Source organism: Brevundimonas sp. Br13 (assembly GCF_055391505.1).
The window spans coordinates 158,115-174,340 of record NZ_AP044008.1 but is presented as its reverse complement, the minus strand read 5'-3'; the positions used below and the strand labels follow the sequence as shown (position 1 = coordinate 174,340).

Below are 16,226 nucleotides of genomic sequence, written 5' to 3'. Positions count from 1 at the left end.
CGTACAAGCGGGCCCGGCGCCCGCATCGACCAAACCCGCCGTGTTACGGATTGTTTCACGCGCCTCTAAATGACCTTGGACCCGCCCCGGTTGGACGAGTCTTGGTCTATGATGGGGCGGAAAAGGCGAATCGGGGGGCTCTGTGAGCCAGAAGAACATCTATGGGCCTCGGCTCGTGCGGCGGCTGCTCGGGCTGGCCTATGAGCTGACGCCCCAGGTTTTCGCCGTCCTCGCCTTCGGCGCGGGGGCGCTGATGCTGATCTCGGCGGTGACGCCCGAGTTCGACGAGCGGTTACGGCTCCTGACGGGCGTCGTCTCGCCCATACTGATCGACCTGTCGCATTTCATGGCCAGCATCGCCGGCTTTATCCTGCTGTTGCTGTCGGCGGGCCTGTGGCGGCGCAGGCGCGGCGCCTATTGGGCGGCGATGGCGGCCCTGGCGGCGGGGGCGGTCTTTTCTCTGTTGAAGGGGCTGGACTGGCGGGAATCGATCGATCTGATCCTCGTGGCTGTCCTGCTGGCGCCGTGCCGTTCGGCCTTCAACCGGCGTTCGCGTCTCAGCGAGCCTCTGCGGCCGGGCTGGCTGCTGCTGTTGATCGCCGTGGTGATCTCCATGCTGTGGCTGGGGTTTTTCGCCTATCGGGACGTGGCCTATTCGGACGAACTGTGGTGGCGTTTCCTGGTCGATCGCCAGGCTTCCGGCTTCCTGCGGGCCGGGCTGATCCTGTCCCTGCTGACCCTGTTGGTCGCAGGCCGGTCTCTGCTCAGTTCGCCCGGCGCCGACAGCCACGGCCCGGCGTCGCGCGAGGAGATCGAACGCGCGCGTCAGGCGCTGGAGACGGCCGACGCCGCCGCCCCGGAAGCCTGGCTGGCCATGCTGGGCGACAAGGCCCTGCTGTTCAGCCCGTCGGGCCGCAGCTTCCTGGCCTATCGCGTGCGCGGGCGGCGCTGGATCGCCATGGGCGAACCCGCCGGCCTGATGGCGGAGCGGCAGGAGCTGCTCTGGGCCTTCGCCGAAATGGCGGACAGCTACGGCGGTTCGGCGGTCTTCTATTCCGTCGGCGACGACATATTGGGCGAACTGGCGACCATGGGCCTGGCCCTTCGCAAGGTCGGGGAGACGGCGGTGATCCGCACGGAAACCTTCACCACCGAGGGCAAGGGCAAGCAGAACCTCCGCACGGCCTTGAACCGGGCCGAGCGAGAAGGGGCGCGGTTCGAAGTCCTGCCGCCCGGGTCAGCCCGGCCTCTGGAGGCCGAACTGCGCGCCATTTCGGACGCCTGGCTGGCCATGCACAACGGGGCCGAAAAGGCCTTCTCTCTGGGCCGGTTCGACATCGACTATCTGGACCTGACGCCGCTGGCGGTGATGCGCGAGGGCGACCGGATCGTGGCCTTCGCCAATCTTCTGGTCACGCCGGGCGAGGCGGCGGTGGATCTGATGCGCTATACGCCCGACGCCCCGCACGGGGTCATGGACTATCTGTTCACCCGCTGCGTCCAATGGGCCAAGGCCGAGGGGATCGCCGAGTTCGACCTGGGCATGGCGCCCCTGGCGGGGCTGGAGGATCGCCGCATCGCCCCTGTCTTCGCGCGGGTGGGCGCCCTGGTGTTCGAAGAGGGCGGCGCCCTTTACGGCTTCCAGGGTCTGCGCAGCTACAAGGGCAAGTTCGGCCCCGAATGGAAGGCCCGTTTCATCGCCGCGCCAGTCCCCACGCCCCTGCCCCTGGCCCTGCTGGACGTGGCCCTGCTGACCAGCGGCGGCTGGCTGGGGATGTTGGGGCTCCGGCGGGCGCGCTGATCTCGACGTTCGGGGTCGAAGCCGTCATGGTGCGCCCATGTCGTTCAAAGCCCTCTTTTCACGCGCCCTGTCCCTGGCGCCTGAGCGCCTGCATTTCGCCGCCCACAGCCACCATCTGTGGCCTGACGCCTCATTCGAGGCGCAGCAGCAGGCCTGGCTCGACGCCAATCTGCACGCCGATCGCAAATGGGATCTGATCTTCGGCGAGGTCATTCCCCGGGCCCAGGCGGAGGTCGCGGCCGAACTGGGGCTTCCCGACCCGAACAGCCTGGTCTTCGCCCCCAACACGCACGATCTGCTGCTGCGGGTCTTTTCGGCGATCGAGCGCCGGCCCGTGCGGATTCTGTCGACGGACGGAGAGTTCCACTCGTTCCGTCGCCAGGCCGACCGGTGGGAGGAGGCGGGCCAGGCCGTCGTCACCCGCGTGGCCCTGGCCCCGTTCGAGACCTTTGCAGAGCGGTTCGTCGCGGCGGCCCAGGGCGGCGGCTACGACTGGATCGTCGTCAGCCATGTCTTCTTCCGCACCGGGGGGCTGTTCGACCGGATCGAGGCTCTGGCGGCGCTGGCCCGGCCAGAGGGGCCCTGGGTGCTGATCGACGGCTATCACGGCTTCATGGCCACGCCGACCGACCTGTCGGGCGTCGCAGGCCGGGTCTTCTATGTCGCCGGCGGCTATAAGTACGCCATGGCGGGCGAGGGCGCCTGTTTCCTGCATGCGCCGGACGGTTTCGGCGCCAGGCCCGTCATCACCGGCTGGTTCGCCGAGTTCGGGGATCTGTCGGGGCCGCCCGGCGGGGTTCAGTATCGCTCGGACGGCGGCCGTTTCTGGGGGGCCACCTTCGACAGTTCGGCCCTGTACCGGTTCAACGCCGCCCGCGGGATGCTGAGCCAGGCGGGGCTGACGACGGAGGATGTCGCCGAACACGGCCGGGCGCTGGCATTGCAGTTCCAGGCGGCGGTCGGTGCGGGCGAGGCGGGTGTTTTCGGCGAGGCCGAGATTTTGAACCCCGTCGTCGGCGACGGGACGCGCGCCCGGTTCCTGGCCCTGCGTCATCCCAACGCCCAGGCGTGGCGCGCGACCCTGCTGGCGGCGGGGGTGGTGACGGACGTCCGCGACGACGTGATCCGCTTCGGCTTCGGCCTTTATCAGGACGCCGCGGACGTGGATCGGCTGATCGCGGCCTGCCGGGCGGTGTGAAGGCGGCGTGAAGGGGCGGGAGCCCGATCAGAAAAAGGTGCTGTCGTCCTGGGTCTTGGGCGTCGGCGCGGCGCGGGGCGTCGGCGTTCGGTTTGTGGCCTGCCCATTGGGGGCCGAACCCTGGGCGCCCGGCGTCGGCGCGCCTGGAGCCTGTGGAGCGGCTCCGGGCGGGGTGGCGGCCGGCGGAACGGCCGGCAGGTTCGGATAGGGCAGGGCGGAGGGATCGGAGCCCGGAGCGGGCGTTTCACCGCCGTAAGGCGCCGAGGCGGCGTCCGCATCGGGCGTGGCCGTCCCGACCCGATCCGGCGCGTTCAGGTCGTCGCGGATGAACGGCCAGGCGCGGTTGTCGGCGCAGCCGCAGGCCTTCAGGAATCCGTCCCGATCCCGCCACAGCACCAGCGGATAGGTGATCTGCACGCCTGCGTCCTTCAGCAGTTCGGTCAGGCGGGCGTCGAACTGACGACTGGCCTCGACCACGGCGGCGCGGGCCAGATTGCCGTCGGCCGCCGGAATGCCGGCCGCCGTCCATTCTCGCGCGGGTGTCTGGATCCAGCGCTGGTACAGCGACCAGTCGCGGGTCAGCCACAGTTCGGCGACGGTGGCCCGTTCGGCCGCCGTGGACTGGGCTGCGCCTTCCCGGTCGGCCCGGGCGAACAGGATGATGCGGGGCTCCACCCCGGCCGCCTTCAGCTTGTCGATCTCTTCGCGGACGTAACGCTGGGTCGAGGCGCTGTCGCGATAGCCGATGACATAGAGGGGTTCGCCCCCGCCGCCGCCAGAGACCCAGGAAGCCTCGTCCAGCAGCTGCTGAATCTGGGCCTGATTGCGCGTGATGGTGACGGGCTGGAAGCGCGAATAGAAGTTCCAATAGGCCCAATAGCCCGTCCCGGCCAAAACCAGACCGACCACGGCGGCCAGAACCGACCATATCAAGAAACGACGCATCAGGCGGGGTGCTCCAGCTTCACCGTTGGCACGGTTAACGCATAGCATTGAAAACCGTTGTCCGCTTCATTCACGCAGACCCAGATCGCCGAAATCTCAGGGTGACGTGCGCGCGCCACATCTGTCGGGCGCGCGGCCGCCGTCAATCAGGGCTGCCAGCCCGAGACCTGATCCGCCTCGCTGTCCCCGGCCAGGGCGCCCCGGGTCTTCTTCACCTCGGCCCAGGCGGCGCGCAGTAGGGCGGGCACGCCCTCGCCGGACACGCCCGACACCAGCATGGGCCGACGGCCCGCGACCGCCTCCAAGGCCGCCGCCTTTTCCTCGCGCTCTTCGGGCGTCAGGGCGTCGATCTTGTTCAAGGCCAGGATCTCGGCCTTGTCCGCCAGCCCTTCGCCATAGGCTTCAAGTTCGCCCCGGATGATGTGATAGGCGTGGACCACGTCCTCCTGTGTGCCGTCGATCAGATGGATCAGGCTGGCCGAGCGTTCGACATGGCCCAAGAAGCGGGTGCCCAGGCCCGCGCCTTCGCTGGCGCCCTCGATCAGGCCGGGGATGTCGGCGATGACGAACCGTTCGGTCGGCGACAGGTCCACCATGCCCAGATTGGGCGCCAGGGTGGTGAAGGGATAGTCGGCGATCTTGGGCTTGGCCGCGCTGGCCGCCGACAGGAAGGTGGACTTGCCCGCGTTGGGCAGGCCCGCCAGGCCGATGTCGGCGATCAGTTTCAGCCTCAGCCAGACCCAACGCTCCTGGCCCTCCTGGCCGGGGTTGGCGTAGGCGGGCGCCTGGTTGGTCGGTCCCTTGAAGCGGACATTGCCCCAGCCGCCATTGCCCCCCTTCAGCAGCAGCTCGACCTTGCCGGGCGTATCCATGTCCAGCAGCACCGTCTCCTTGTCCTCGTCCAGCACCTGGGTGCCGACCGGCACCTTCAGGACCACGTCCTCGCCCTTGCCGCCGTGCATCTGGCGGCCCTGGCCGTGGTGGCCGGTCTGGGCCTTGAAATGCTGCTGGTAGCGATAGTCGATCAGGGTGTTCAGCCCCTCGACCGCCTCGATCCAGACGTCGCCGCCCTTGCCGCCGTCGCCGCCGTCGGGGCCGCCGTTGGGAATGAATTTCTCGCGTCGAAACGACACGGAGCCCGCGCCGCCGTTGCCGGAGCGGATATAGATCTTGGCCTGGTCGAGGAACTTCATCGCGGGCTTATGCCAAAAGACGGCGGCGAGGGCGAGGCGCCCCGTCATTCAGAGGGTGTTAAGCCTGTCGCGCCAGACTCCCTCCAATGAATGTCTCGGTCGCAACCTCCATGACGACTGTCCTGGCGGAAAGTCGGGCGCAGCGGGAAAAACAGGTGCAGGAGCGCGCCGAAGCCAAGCTGCACGCCGCCCGTTCCGCCGTGGAGACCCTGAAAAAGAGCGCGAGCGCCGCCGCCGATGACGCCAAGGCGCAGCGCAAGGCCGCCGCCAAACAGAAGGTCGAACAGCTCAAGGCCCGCATCCGCATGCTGCAAATGAGCGGTTCGGCCGATCCCAAACTGCTGGCCCAGCTGGCGCGAGAGCTGAAGGCCGCTGTGAAGATGTACGGCGGCGACGCGGGCGGCGGCGTGGGGGCGGCGCCCGTCCAAGGCGAGGCGGCGTCAAACCCGGCGGATTCCGACGCGAGCGCCGAGGTCGCCGTGAGTGAGGACGCGCCTTCGACCGAGACGGCGACTGAAACGACGCCGGTGACCGAGGGTCAGAACGAACGGGGCTCTGACGAGACCGGGGCGGAAAACGAAAAGTCGGGCGAGAGCGCCAAGGCGGACGCCAATCCCTATCGCCGCATGGCCGAGGAGGCCCAGGCGCGGATCGCGGACCAGGCGCGTCGCGGCGCAGCCCAACAGGAGGACCGCGACTTTCTGAGGGAGGTCCGCGACCTCGCCAACCAGATCAAGGCCCTGGCCAAGCGCGCTCAGCAGCAGGCGAGCTCAAACCCTGCTCAGACTCGACAGGCGGACGAGGCCGATCAGGCCGCCGCCGAGGCGCTGCGCGCGGTCGAGTCCGCCGGCCGCGACCTGGGGACGGCCGGCGTCTCGCTGAGCGTCTAGATCAACCCTTGGCCCAGACGCCGAACGGATCGCTCCAGTCCATGCCCAGCGCCTGGGCCACGGCCGGATAGGTGATCTCGCCCTTCAGCACGTTCAGGCCGCGTGCCAGGTGCGGGTCCTTCTTAAGCGCCTCCAGACCGTGATCCGCCAGGGCCAGGCCGAAGGGCAGGGTGGCGTTGTTCAGGGCTTCGGAACTGGTGCGGGGCGCGGCGCCCGGCATGTTGGCGACGCAATAGTGGACCACGCCGTCGATGACATAGGTCGGGTCTTCGTGGGTCGTCGCGTGCGAGGTCTCGAAACAGCCGCCCTGGTCGATGGCCACGTCGACCAGCACGGAGCCGGGCTTCATCTTGGCCAGATGTTCGCGCTTGACCAGTTTCGGCGCCGAGGCGCCGGGCACCAGGACGGCGCCGATCACCACATCGGCCTTGACGATTTCCTCTTCGATCGCGCCGATCGAGGAATAGCGGGTGATGACCCGGCCGTTGGTCACTTCGTCGATATAGGCCATGCGCGGGATCGACCGCTCCAGCACCACCACCTCGGCGCCCAGGCCCATGGCCATGCGGGCCGCATTCAGGCCGACGACCCCGCCGCCCAGCACCAGCACCCGGGCCGGGGCCACGCCCGGCACGCCGCAGAACAGCAGACCCATGCCGCCGTTGTGCTTCAACAGGGTCTCGGCCGCCGAGAAGACGGCGATCCGACCGGCGACTTCCGACATCGGCGCCAGCAGCGGCAGGCCGCCGCGCGCATCGGTCACGGTCTCATAGGCCACGGCGGCGCATTTTGAGGCCAGGAGGCCCTTGGTCTGCTCCGGGTCCGGCGCCAGGTGCAGATAGGTGTAGAGGATCTGGTCCTCGCGCAGCATCTCCCACTCGACCTTCTGCGGCTCCTTGACCTTCACGATCATGTCGTTGTTCGCAAAGACGGTCGCCGCATCGGGGACCAGGGTCGCGCCGGCCTTCTCGTAATCCGCATCGGTGAAGCCGGCGCCCAGGCCGGCGCCGGTCTGGACCGACACCGAATGGCCGTGGGCCACATATTCGCGCACCGCCGTCGGCGTCAGGCCGACCCGGTGTTCGTTCTTCTTGATCTCGCTGGGAACGCCGACTCGCATGGGGCCTCTCCGTGAATGGTTCAAACCTCCGCCTCTCCTGGGCGGATCGCAGACGGCACATATAGCGCCGAGCCGAACGCAGAATCCTGTTCATTTCAGGACCTGATCGCCGTACATGCGAATTTTCTGCGAAGAGGTTGGCCCATGAAGACCGTTTCCGCCGTCGAACTGGACGGAACCGACAGGAAGATGCTTCGTCTGCTTCAGCAGGACGGCCGCATGACCAACGCCGACCTGGCCCGTCAGGTGGCCCTGTCGGAAAGCGCCTGCCTGCGCCGGCTGCGGGCGCTCGAAGCGGCCGGGGTGGTCGATCATTATGCGGCCGTGATCAGCGAACGCGCCGTGGGCCTGCCCATCAGCGTCTTCGTCACCGTCACCCTGTCGTCCCAGTCGGAGGCGGCGCTCAGCGCCTTCGAACAGGCGGTCGCCGCCGCGCCCGAGGTGATGGAATGCTATCTGATGACCGGGGGCGCCGACTATCTGCTGCGTCTGGTGGTGCGCGACGTCGATGATTTGGAACGGGTCCACGCCAAGACCCTGACGCGCCTGCCCGGCGTCCACCGGGTCTCGTCCAGCGTGGCCATGCGATCGGTGGTCAAGCGCGGGGTCCTGCCGGTCTGAGCCTCATCTCAACGCCAGGGTCACGGTCTTCACATCCACATATTCGTCTATGCCGTGGATCGAGCCCTCGCGGCCGTAGCCGGACTGTTTGACCCCGCCGAACGGGGCGACGGCGGTGGAGATCAGGCCGGTGTTGACCCCGCACATGCCCGCCTCGATGCGGCGGCTGAACCGCATGGCCCGATCCAGGTCGCGGGTGAACAGATAGGAGGCCAGGCCGAATTCGCTGGCGTTGGCCTTGTCCAGCGCCTCGGTCTCGGTGTCGAAGGCGAAGACCGGGATCATCGGACCGAACGTCTCTTCCTCGCGGAACAGGGCGTCGTCGCCGCCCAGGGTCACGGTCGGCTCGAAGAAGCGGCCGCCCAGCGCATGGCGCGATCCGCCTGTCAGAACCCGCCCGCCGTCGGCCCTCACCGCCGTCACATGTTTCTCGACCTTCTCGATCGCCTTGTCCTCGATCAGGGGACCGACCTTGACCCCCTCTTCGAAGGCTGCGCCCACCTTGATCTTCGCCACCTCGGCCGCCAGCTTCTCGGCATAGGCCTCGGCGACGGACCGCTCGACATAGACCCGGTTGGGGCAGACGCAGGTCTGGCCCGAGTTCCTGAACTTGCCCTTGATGGTCTCGGCGACGGCCAGGTCCAGATCGGCGTCGGCGAAGACGATCAGGGGGGCGGCCCCGCCCAGTTCCATCGACACCCGTTTCAAGGTCGGGGCGCACTGTTCGGCCAGCTTGCGGCCCACGCCGGTCGAGCCGGTGAAGGACAGTTTGCGGATCAGGGGGCTGTCCGTCAGCACCTTGCCGATCACGGAGGCCTCGCCCGTCACGATCGACAGGGCGCCGACCGGCAGGCCGGCCTGATAGGCGAGCTCGGCCAGGGCGATGGCCGTGAACGGGGTCTGGCTGGCCGGCTTGACCACGGCGGTGCACCCCGCTGCGAAAGCCGGTCCCAGTTTGCGCGTCAGCATGGCCGCCGGGAAGTTCCACGGGGTGATCAGGGCGCAGGGCCCCACCGCCTCGCGATAGGTCAGCAGCAGATGGCCCAGCGGGCTGTCCTGGGTCTCGCCGATCAGCCGCTCGGCCTCGCCGGCGAACCATTTGATGAAGCCGTTGGCGTAGGTCACCTCCCCCTTGGCCTCCTCGAAGGGCTTGCCGTTCTCCAGGGCCATCAGGGCGCCCAGGCCTTCGAGGTTCTGATCAATCAAGGCGGCCCACTGGCGCAGAAAGGCCGCACGCCTGTGCGGATCGCCGCGCGACCAGTCGGGAAAGGCCTCGGCGGCAGCCTGGATCGCGGCGTCCGTCTCTGCGGCGCCCAGCTCGGGGACATGGCCGATCACCTCGCCGGTCGCGGGGTCGTCCACCGCAATGCCTGACCCGTTCGCCGGGATCGGCTCGCCGGCGATCAGGGCGTGCTGGCGCATCAGGGCGAGGCCGGCGTTCTTGGCGGTCTGGTTCACGATCAATCTCCTGAGGCTGTCCCGAAACGAACAAGGCCCCGACGAAGCGGGGCCTTGCAAGTCCGATGCGGCTCGCCTGTCGGGAAGGCGAGGCGGCGGCGGCTTAGTTCTTGGCGTCTTGGGCGGCGCCGGTCACGGCCTGGCCGGCGGCCTGGGTGTCGCGGCCCACGCCTTCGACGGTGTTGCAGGCGGCGGTGGTCAGGGCGGCGGCGGCGGCGACCAGGACAAAGATCTTACGCATGAGAAGGCTCCGGTTCAGCCGACATGGGGTTCTGTCGGTCTTGCCCTAGGAACGCGACGCCACGGCGGCGGTTCCCTCCGGCTTCAGGCCTTGTCGGCCGGGTCGGCGGGCGACAGGGCTTCGGGCGTGGCGAAGGTCATGCGGGCGATGGAGCCGCCGCCCGGCGCCTCCACGAACTCGGTCTCGCCCCGCAGCTGTTTGGCGAAGGCGCCCATCAGGGTCTGACCCACGCCCGCCTCGGCGGCGGCCGAGCCGCCCGGACCGTCGTCCTCGACTTCCAGAATGGACGTCTCGCCATAGACCCGGAAGCGGACCTTCAGCGCGCCGCCGCGACCGGCGAAGGCGTGCTTCTGCGCATTGTTGACGGCCTCGACCAGCCACAGGGCCAGGGGCGCCAGCTTGTCGGGATCGACATAGAGGGAATCGGCGTCGACCGAACTCACGACCACATGGCCGCGCACCGCCTCGCCGGCGATCAGCTGGCCCACCAGTTCGTTCAGGAAGTCGCGGGCGTCGGCGTGGCGGATGTCCTCGCTCTGGTACAGGGTGCGATAGATCAGGGCCAGGGCCGAGATGCGCTGGCGCGTGTCGCCCAGCGCCGCCTTGGCCGGGGCGTCGGTCAGGGCCCGCTGCTGCATCGACAGAAGCGAGGAGATGATCTGCAGATTGTTCTTCACCCTGTGGTGGATTTCGCGCATCAGCGCGTCCTTCTCGGCCAGGGAGGCGTTCAGCTCCCGGTCGCGCTGGGTGATGGCCTCGGCCATTTCGTCCAGGGTCCGGGCCATGACGCGGATTTCCGACGGGGCGTTCATGGCCTGGAGCGGCCGCACCGAAAAGCGACCGCGCGCATAGAGGGCGGCGATCCGTTCCAGATAGTCCAGCCAGCGGATGAAGATCCGCTCGGACAGCAGCATGACGGCGGCGAAGGCCGTCAGCCAGGCGCCCAGGGGCAGAAGCAGGGTGCCGATCGGATTGAGCCGCGCCCAGGACAACAGCCCCGGCGCCGGCGCCGACAGCAGGGCGTAGAGATCGCCCCCGGCCAGAACCGCTCCGGCGTAGTCGCGGCGCTGGCCCTGGCTGTCCTTCGCCGCGAAGACGGCCGAGCCCTGGTCTCGCGCGCGCTCCACCCAGCCGGTGACGTCCCCCCCGTCCGAGAGGCGGAAGGCGGCGGGGTCGCTGGCGAGCAGCACCCGCCCTGCGGCGTCCGTCAGGGCCGCTTCGGACTGGTCGGGCAGGGCCGGATCGCGAGTGTCCGGCTGAAGCGCCGACAGGGGGATGACGGCCGCCATGGCGCCGTCGAACCGGCCCATCGGCCGTTCGGCCCGGATGGCGACGATCAGGGCGGCGGGATAGCCGGCGTAGACGGGGGCGCGAACCACCACCAGATCCTCGCCGCGGCGAAGCCGTTGAAACCAGGTCGAGCCCGCCGCCGGCGTCACGCCCGACCGCAATCCCTCGGGCCGACCGGACGAACAGACGGCCTCGCCCGTCGGGCTGAGGCGATAGAGGCCCTCATAACCGTCCAGCCGATCGACCAGGGCGGTCAGGCGTGGCGCGCAATAGGGGCCCAGGGCGTCGGGGCTGAGGGCGCGCAGCAGAACCTGGGCGCTGTCCAGCCGCGCCTTGGCGCTGCCGGCGCTGCGTTCGGCGGCGAGTTGCAGATCGGTGCGGCGATCATCCGCCTGCCGGCGGAAGTCCGCCTGGGTCTGGATGATGATCAGGATCAGGATGGGCAGCAGGGCCAACGCCATGGCCGTGCCCAGCCGGAAGCGGATCCCTTGGAAGCGGGCCGAATTCCAGCGTCGTCCCAGGCGAGGCCTCGGAGCGGGGGCGTCGGATTGGGCGGCCTGGTTCACCGAGGCTCAGGACCGCGCGCCGGCCAGCCTGTCGGCCTCGCCGAGAATGGTGCGCATGGCGTCCCCGGCGGCCTTGCCGTCGCGGCTGTATCCGCCCTTTTCCAAGGTGGTCAGAAGCGCGCGGCGCGCCCGGCTGACGCGGCTCTTGACCGTGCCGACGGCGCAGCCGCAGATCTCGGCCGCCTCTTCATAGGCGAAGCCCCCGGCGCCCACCAGGATCAGGGCTTCGCGCTGCTCTTCCGGCAGGGTCTTAAGGGCCTGTCTCAGCTCGTCCAGCGCCACCGGCGCCTCGGGGTCGTCCACCGCCACCAGGGTCCGCTCGGCGGCCTCCTGGTCCAGCTGCGACTGACGCCAGGATCGGCGTTTCTCGGAATAGAACTGGTTGCGCAGGATCATGAAGGTCCAGGCCTTCATATTGGTGCCCATCTGGTAGCTGGCGCGCGCGTCCCAGGCCTTCATCATCGCATCCTGGGCCAGATCGTCAGCGGCCGTCGCATCGCCCGTCAAGGTGCGGGCGAAGGCGCGCAGATGCGGAATCAGCAGGACCAGTTCCCGCTTGAAGCCCTCATCATCCGCAGAGGCGGGTTTGGGCGCGGCGCCCAATCGGGACGTGCTCATGCGCCACCGTCCGACGCCTTGGCGTCGGCGCGCTTCAGAATATCCAGGAATTCGTCAGGCACGGGCTCGTTGACCACCTCGTCGAACATGTGCCGCAGCTTGACGCCGATGGCCTGTTGACGAAGGCGAGCTTCTTCGAGCCCCGCCTCCCCCGTGTTGCCGGCGCCCTTGCGCCGCGAGGAATCGGAAGAGTCAATCATAGACAGAACACCGCCCACCCAACTGCAGTGCAGAAATGCAGGTCCATTAACGGTCCCTCTGGCTCCGGGTTCCTCAGATGCGGTAATAAAAATCGACAGAGCGCAAGCGCTGCGGAACCGCATCGGGGCTTTGGCGTTTTCAGCCTCTGTATCGCTGTCGTCCATCCTCGGGCGCGCAGCCTCTGTCGGGGACTATCCAGCATGAGCCTTCTGGCCAGACTTGCGCCGCATCTGCCCTATGTCCGCCGCTATGCGCGGGCCCTCACCGGCGATCAATCGACCGGCGACAACTATGTGCGGGTCGCACTCGAAGCGCTGGCTGCGGGAGAGCAGCAGCTCTCGCCGGACATGACGCCGCGCGTCGCCCTCTATCACGTCTTCCACGCCATCTGGTCCTCGACCGGCGCCCAGTTGGAAAGCGGCTCTCAGATCGGCGCCTTGGGCGACGGCCGCGACGAGGCTTCGCGTCGCCTGATGCGGATCGCGCCGCGCTCGCGCCAGGCCTTTCTGCTGACGGCCCTGGAAGGCTTCACGCCTTCGGAAGCGGCCCAGATCCTTTCGGCCGATCCCCGCGACGTCGAGCGGCTGATCGCCGACGCCCAGTCGGACATCGACGCCGAACTGGCCACCGACGTCCTGGTGATCGAGGACGAGGCCATCATCTCCGCCGACATTCAGAGCCTGGTGAAGGAACTGGGCCACCGCGTCACCGGGGCTGCGACCACCCATGACGAGGCCGTCGAGGCGGTGGCTCGCCACAAGCCCGGCCTGGTTCTTGCCGACATCCAGCTGGCCGACGGCTCTTCCGGCATTGATGCGGTCAAGGACATCCTGAAGGACATCGACGTGCCGGTGATCTTCATCACCGCCTTCCCCGAACGCCTTCTGACCGGCGAACGGCCTGAGCCGACCTTCCTGATCACCAAGCCCTTCCAGCCCGAGACGGTGAAGGCGGCGATCAGCCAAGCCCTGTTCTTCCATCCGTCGCGCCACAAGGAAGCGGCTTAATCTCGGACGCCCTTGCGCCCCCCCCCCAAAAAAAAAAGGGGGGCGCGGATGAAGCCCCGGCCGCCTCGGCGCCGGGGCTTTTTCACATCAGCTGGACGGCTGGGTCGGGGCGTTGACGTTCGCCGCCTCTCCGGTCGGCACGGGCTGCGGCTCGCCGTTCGGGCCGGTCGGCGCGTCGGCGGCCGGCGGCGTCGCAGCATCGCCGCTGAAGGCGCGCGCATCGACCGCCTGGTCCCCGTCGTTGGCGTTGGTCTGGGACAGGCCGCCCTGGCTGAACATCCAAAGCAGACCCAGCAAAAGCGCCGCGCCGCCCAGGGAGGCGATAAGGATCAGCAGGATTCGGCTGCCGGATCGGCCCTGGCGAGCCGAGCGCGCATCTACGCCCTGGCGATCGACCAGACGATCGTTGTTCGGTTGCGGTTCTTGGTGCGTCATGGTCTGCGTCCCGGCTGTTGCTTATGACCAGACACAACGCCGCCTGAGTAACGGCGTTCCTACCCGGGATCTTTCGCGCCAGGCACGAAAAAAAGCCGCCTGTTGTCGGGAACCGGGGTTCACCCACGCCGTTAGGAGACTGCGGAGGCGGCGACGCCCCCCCGACTTGAGATTGGCGACAGCCAATCTGCCGCCTCCGCACCTCATTCTCGATGATGCCACTTCAAAGGCGGTCCGCTTGGACCGCCTTTTTCTTTTCAACCCGGCCCTCGACCCGCGCCGCGCACAGGGCCAAGATGATCCTCAAAGAAAACGCACGGAGAGAGACGCATGGTTTCCAACGCCAAGATCAATCGTCAGTGGGTGCTGCGTCAGCGGCCCAAGGGCCTGGTTCAGCCCGGCGACCTGGAGCTGGTCGAGACGCCCGTGCCGGAGGTGAAGGAATCCGAGGTGCTGGTCCGCACCGTCTATCTGTCGCTGGACCCCACCAACAGGACCTGGATGAACGATTCCGAAGGCTATCTGCCGCCTGTGGGGCTGGGAGAGGTCATGCGCGGCCTGACCCTGGGGGTGGTGGAGCACAGCCGGTCGGACCGGTTCAAGGTCGGCGACGTCGTCATGCCCGCCGCCGGTGGGTGGGCGGATTACGCCGTCGTGCCCGAAGCCGGGCTTCGGCCCGTACACCGGGCGCCCGGCCTGCCGCTGACGGCCAATATGTCGGTCCTGGGCATGACCGGGCTTACGGCCTATTTCGGCGTCACCGACGTGCTGAAAGCCAAGGCTGGCGAGACGATGGTGATCTCTGCGGCGGCGGGGGCGGTGGGTTCGATCGCCGGCCAGATCGCCAAACAGCGCGGCTGTCGCGTCATCGGCGTCGCCGGCGGGCCTGCGAAATGCGCCTGGCTGACCGACGAACTCGGGTTCGACGCGGCGATCGACTACAAGAACGAGGACGTCGGCGACGCGCTGGACCGGCTGGCGCCCGACGGAATCGATCTCAATTTCGAAAACGTCGGCGGCGACATCATGATCGCCGTCTTCAACCGGCTCAAGGTCCACGGCCGGATGGCGGTGTGCGGCCTCGTCTCATCCTACAACGCCACCAAGGCGCCGCCGTCGCCCAACTTCGCCCGGATCATCACCCATCGGCTCCATGTCCAGGGCTTCCTGGTTCTGGACTATGCGCCTCGCGCCCGCGAAATGGTCGCGGAGATGGGTCCGTGGCTGGCCGAGGGCAAGGTGAAGTGGAAGGTCCACGTCGATGACGGCCTGGAAGGCGCGGTGGACTCGTTGAACCGCTTGTTCACCGGCGACCACGACGGCAAGCTGCTGGTCCGTGTTTCCGAAGAACCAGGCTGAAGGATTTCCATGAGCGACCCCCTGCTCGTCCATTTCGAGGATCTGGAGACGGGGCAGGTCGTGCCCCTGGGGGCCTGTGCGGTCGATCCGGGAGCGCTCGACCTCTTCGTCGAGCGGTTCGCGCCCGGCTGGGACGCCGCCTATGGGGCGCCCGATGCGATGATCTACGCCCTGTGGAGCCGATTGGCGGCCGAGAAGTCGGGCGCCTGGGCCCAGACCAAGATCCTGGCCGTCGACGGGCTGCGTTATCTGCGCAATCCGCCGCCGGGCGAGCTGCTGCGGGGCCGGATGACCGTCATGGGCAAGGATCCGGTCGGGGACGGAAAGGGCATCGTCATCGCCCAGCACGATCTGCTGGACGAGGCCGGGCGGCTGGTCTTCTCCTGCCTGACCCGCGCCCTGTTCTCCCGCCGCTGAAATTGAAAACGCCCGCCGGTGCGACCGGCGGGCGTTCTCCTTGACGTCAGGCCGAGGCTCAGTTGACGCTGGCCGGGGCCTGGCGAAGGAAGGCCAGGGCGATCAGGCGGTCCCAGCCCAGCAGCGACACCAGATGGGCGTAGATCTGGCCCAGGGCGCCGTTGTCGCGCAGCTCGGCCAGCTTCTCGGCCGGCAGGGCCCTCAGCTTGTCTTCCGACACGGCGTAATATTCGGCCAGCTTCTGGGGCGCGCCGGGCGTGCCGTCCGGGTTGCGCGGGGTGAAGACGGCTTCACGCACGTCCAGCAGGTCCAGGTCCTGGATCAGCTTGACGAAGGCTTCGGTGCGCTGACGCTCCTGTTCGAAGTTGTTGCAGAACTCCATCGCCATATTGGTGTAGTCGCTGGGCTTGCCCTCGACGAACAGCGGGTTCTGGCCGCCCTCGGCCACGATCGAGGCGCCGCGGTCGATGCACAGGATCAGGCGCTGATTCTGCTTGTCGTCGGCGAAGACGAACGGATAGCGGCGCACATAGGCGGGGATGTAGGCGTCGGGGCGGAAGTCGCCGTCGTCCGCCACGAACAGGTTCTCGCCCTGGCGCAGCCCCATGACCACGACCGGCTGGCGGTTCTCACCGGTGAAGATCACCGGATAGGACAGGGCGGCGGCGGCGAACTCGGTCACCGTCAGCGGCACGATGTTGGTCTGGCCGACGAAGGCGTAGGGCTTGTCGGCGGCGTTGACGCCCAGCGCGCCGTGCAGGGTCGGGTCCAGCGGTTCCGGCTTCGTATAGAAGAGGACGTTGCCTTCGAGCGGCGAGTTGTTCGTATCGGTCATGAGGAGCCAGGCGCTCTTGGAGTGGAATGAG

Annotated in this window: 17 protein-coding genes; 7 read left to right on the top strand and 10 right to left on the bottom strand. The window is 68.2% G+C overall.

Features of this window, described 5'->3' with window-relative positions:
* Window positions 1-142 precede the first annotated feature (142 nt).
* Both ACZ5M6_RS00865 and ACZ5M6_RS00860 read left to right on the top strand, forming a co-directional pair.
* The gene (locus ACZ5M6_RS00865; RefSeq protein ID WP_336968515.1) at window positions 143-1,801 is read left to right on the top strand and encodes a GNAT family N-acetyltransferase; all 1,659 of its coding nucleotides are present in this window, start codon (window positions 143-145) and stop codon (window positions 1,799-1,801) included.
* A gap of 37 nt (window positions 1,802-1,838) precedes the next feature.
* Window positions 1,839-2,999, top strand: a complete 1,161-nt coding sequence (locus tag ACZ5M6_RS00860; RefSeq protein WP_444572506.1) for a kynureninase/PvdN C-terminal domain-containing protein — start codon at window positions 1,839-1,841, stop codon at window positions 2,997-2,999.
* 27 nt (window positions 3,000-3,026) lie between these two features.
* Here the strand turns inward: ACZ5M6_RS00860 and ACZ5M6_RS00855 are convergent, their stop codons facing one another.
* Complete coding sequence (locus ACZ5M6_RS00855; RefSeq protein ID WP_444572505.1) at window positions 3,027-3,944, bottom strand: hypothetical protein; 918 nt, start codon at window positions 3,942-3,944, stop codon at window positions 3,027-3,029.
* Between the two features lie 146 nt (window positions 3,945-4,090).
* Complete coding sequence (gene obgE / locus ACZ5M6_RS00850; protein WP_054764064.1) at window positions 4,091-5,137, bottom strand: GTPase ObgE; 1,047 nt, start codon at window positions 5,135-5,137, stop codon at window positions 4,091-4,093.
* 110 nt (window positions 5,138-5,247) lie between these two features.
* On the opposite strand from obgE, the gene ACZ5M6_RS00845 reads away from it, so the two are divergent.
* Window positions 5,248-6,027 (top strand): hypothetical protein, encoded by a 780-nt coding sequence (locus ACZ5M6_RS00845; protein WP_464159267.1) that lies wholly within the window; start codon window positions 5,248-5,250, stop codon window positions 6,025-6,027.
* A gap of 1 nt (window position 6,028) precedes the next feature.
* On the opposite strand, the gene ald is transcribed toward ACZ5M6_RS00845, so the two are convergent.
* On the bottom strand, window positions 6,029-7,147 hold the full coding sequence (ald, locus tag ACZ5M6_RS00840) for an alanine dehydrogenase (RefSeq protein WP_183218366.1): 1,119 nt from the start codon (window positions 7,145-7,147) through the stop codon (window positions 6,029-6,031).
* A 144-nt stretch (window positions 7,148-7,291) separates the two neighbouring features.
* On the opposite strand from ald, the gene ACZ5M6_RS00835 reads away from it, so the two are divergent.
* On the top strand, window positions 7,292-7,768 hold the full coding sequence (locus ACZ5M6_RS00835) for an Lrp/AsnC family transcriptional regulator (protein WP_152948989.1): 477 nt from the start codon (window positions 7,292-7,294) through the stop codon (window positions 7,766-7,768).
* A 3-nt stretch (window positions 7,769-7,771) separates the two neighbouring features.
* Here ACZ5M6_RS00835 and ACZ5M6_RS00830 read toward each other — a convergent pair whose 3' ends face one another.
* The 5 genes from ACZ5M6_RS00830 to nepR all read right to left on the bottom strand — a co-directional run bounded on the left by ACZ5M6_RS00830 (window position 7,772) and on the right by nepR (window position 12,141).
* Window positions 7,772-9,226 (bottom strand): NAD-dependent succinate-semialdehyde dehydrogenase, encoded by a 1,455-nt coding sequence (locus tag ACZ5M6_RS00830; RefSeq protein WP_263596066.1) that lies wholly within the window; start codon window positions 9,224-9,226, stop codon window positions 7,772-7,774.
* A gap of 103 nt (window positions 9,227-9,329) precedes the next feature.
* A complete protein-coding gene (locus ACZ5M6_RS00825; RefSeq protein ID WP_017505506.1) occupies window positions 9,330-9,467 on the bottom strand; it encodes an entericidin A/B family lipoprotein in 138 nt (45 codons plus the stop codon).
* Between the two features lie 83 nt (window positions 9,468-9,550).
* A complete protein-coding gene (phyK, locus tag ACZ5M6_RS00820; RefSeq protein WP_323133045.1) occupies window positions 9,551-11,323 on the bottom strand; it encodes a sensor histidine kinase PhyK in 1,773 nt (590 codons plus the stop codon).
* A gap of 6 nt (window positions 11,324-11,329) precedes the next feature.
* The gene (locus ACZ5M6_RS00815) at window positions 11,330-11,941 is read right to left on the bottom strand and encodes a sigma-70 family RNA polymerase sigma factor (protein ID WP_054764058.1); all 612 of its coding nucleotides are present in this window, start codon (window positions 11,939-11,941) and stop codon (window positions 11,330-11,332) included.
* Window positions 11,938-12,141, bottom strand: coding sequence for an anti-sigma T factor NepR (nepR, locus tag ACZ5M6_RS00810; protein ID WP_054764057.1), 204 nt, complete (start codon window positions 12,139-12,141; stop codon window positions 11,938-11,940). Before nepR ends, ACZ5M6_RS00815 begins: the two co-directional genes overlap by 4 nt.
* 201 nt (window positions 12,142-12,342) lie before the next feature.
* Here nepR and phyR point away from each other — a divergent pair, with 201 nt between their 5' ends.
* Entirely contained in the window at window positions 12,343-13,149 is an 807-nt protein-coding gene (gene phyR, locus ACZ5M6_RS00805) for an anti-anti sigma factor/receiver protein PhyR (protein ID WP_152948987.1), read from the top strand.
* A gap of 87 nt (window positions 13,150-13,236) precedes the next feature.
* Here phyR and ACZ5M6_RS00800 read toward each other — a convergent pair whose 3' ends face one another.
* Window positions 13,237-13,584 (bottom strand): hypothetical protein, encoded by a 348-nt coding sequence (locus tag ACZ5M6_RS00800; protein ID WP_152948986.1) that lies wholly within the window; start codon window positions 13,582-13,584, stop codon window positions 13,237-13,239.
* 330 nt (window positions 13,585-13,914) lie between these two features.
* On the opposite strand from ACZ5M6_RS00800, the gene ACZ5M6_RS00795 reads away from it, so the two are divergent.
* Complete coding sequence (locus ACZ5M6_RS00795) at window positions 13,915-14,943, top strand: NADP-dependent oxidoreductase (protein ID WP_191558105.1); 1,029 nt, start codon at window positions 13,915-13,917, stop codon at window positions 14,941-14,943.
* Between the two features lie 9 nt (window positions 14,944-14,952).
* Window positions 14,953-15,360, top strand: a complete 408-nt coding sequence (locus ACZ5M6_RS00790; protein WP_054764053.1) for a hotdog family protein — start codon at window positions 14,953-14,955, stop codon at window positions 15,358-15,360.
* A gap of 58 nt (window positions 15,361-15,418) precedes the next feature.
* Here ACZ5M6_RS00790 and ACZ5M6_RS00785 read toward each other — a convergent pair whose 3' ends face one another.
* Complete coding sequence (locus ACZ5M6_RS00785; protein ID WP_054764052.1) at window positions 15,419-16,195, bottom strand: SapC family protein; 777 nt, start codon at window positions 16,193-16,195, stop codon at window positions 15,419-15,421.
* Window positions 16,196-16,226 lie beyond the last annotated feature (31 nt).